Source organism: Bradyrhizobium sp. th-b2, from assembly GCF_000426785.1.
GTDB classification, from domain to species: domain Bacteria; phylum Pseudomonadota; class Alphaproteobacteria; order Rhizobiales; family Xanthobacteraceae; genus Bradyrhizobium; species Bradyrhizobium septentrionale.
The window spans coordinates 12,937-14,168 of sequence record NZ_KE384572.1; the positions used below are offsets into that span (position 1 = coordinate 12,937).

Annotated in this window: 1 protein-coding gene; it reads right to left on the bottom strand. The window is 73.0% G+C overall.

Annotated elements, in window-relative coordinates; all coding sequences use genetic code 11:
• Positions 1–1,232 (bottom strand): hypothetical protein (locus K359_RS56925; protein ID WP_245284996.1); only part of this gene is annotated, 1,232 nt, incomplete at both ends.

Sequence of the window (1,232 nt, forward strand, 5' to 3'; positions counted from 1 at the left end):
GCTCCGGTTGCACCCGTCGAGCCGGTCGCACCCGTGGCTCCGGTCGCGCCAGTGGCTCCCGTCGAGCCAGTGGCACCCGTCGCTCCGGTTGCGCCAGTAGCTCCCGTTGCACCCGTCGAGCCGGTCGCACCCGTGGCTCCGGTTGCTCCCGTCGAACCGGTGGCACCCGTGGCTCCCGTTGAGCCGGTCGCACCCGTGGCTCCGGTTGCTCCCGTCGAACCGGTGGCACCTGTGGCTCCGGTCGCGCCAGTGGCTCCCGTTGCTCCCGTCGAGCCCGTGGCTCCCGTTGCACCCGTCGAGCCGGTCGCACCCGTGGCTCCGGTCGAGCCCGTAGCTCCGGTTGCACCCGTCGAGCCGGTTGCACCTGTCGCTCCGGTCGCACCCGTCGAGCCCGTGGCTCCGGTTGCTCCCGTCGAACCGGTGGCACCCGTGGCTCCGGTCGCACCCGTCGAGCCGGTCGCACCCGTGGCTCCGGTCGCGCCAGTAGCTCCGGTTGCACCCGTCGAGCCGGTCGCACCAGTAGCTCCCGTTGCACCCGTCGAGCCGGTGGCACCCGTGGTTCCGGTCGCGCCAGTAGCTCCCGTTGCACCCGTCGAGCCGGTGGCACCCGTGGCTCCGGTTGCACCAGTAGCTCCGGTTGCTCCCGTCGAGCCGGTGGCACCCGTCGCTCCGGTTGCGCCAGTAGCTCCCGTTGCTCCCGTCGAGCCGGTTGCACCCGTCGCTCCGGTTGCGCCAGTAGCACCCGTTGCACCCGTCGAGCCGGTCGCACCCGTGGCTCCGGTTGCACCAGTAGCTCCGGTCGCACCCGTCGAGCCGGTTGCTCCGGTCGCGCCAGTAGCTCCCGTCGAGCCGGTCGCACCTGTGGCTCCGGTCGAGCCTGTTGCTCCGGTCGCACCCGTCGAACCGGTCGCACCCGTGGCTCCGGTCGCGCCCGTTGCTCCGGTCGCACCCGTCGAACCCGTGGCTCCGGTTGCGCCAGTAGCTCCGGTTGCTCCCGTCGAGCCGGTTGCTCCGGTTGCGCCAGTAGCTCCCGTCGAGCCGGTCGCACCCGTGGCTCCGGTCGCGCCGGTGGCTCCCGTTGCCCCCGTCGAGCCGGTCGCCCCCGTGGCTCCGGTCGAGCCCGTTGCTCCCGTTGCACCCGTCGAACCGGTTGCACCCGTGGCTCCGGTCGAACCTGTGGCGCCTGTTGCGCCCGTCGAGCCGGTCGCACCTGTGGCTCCGGTCGAGCCGGT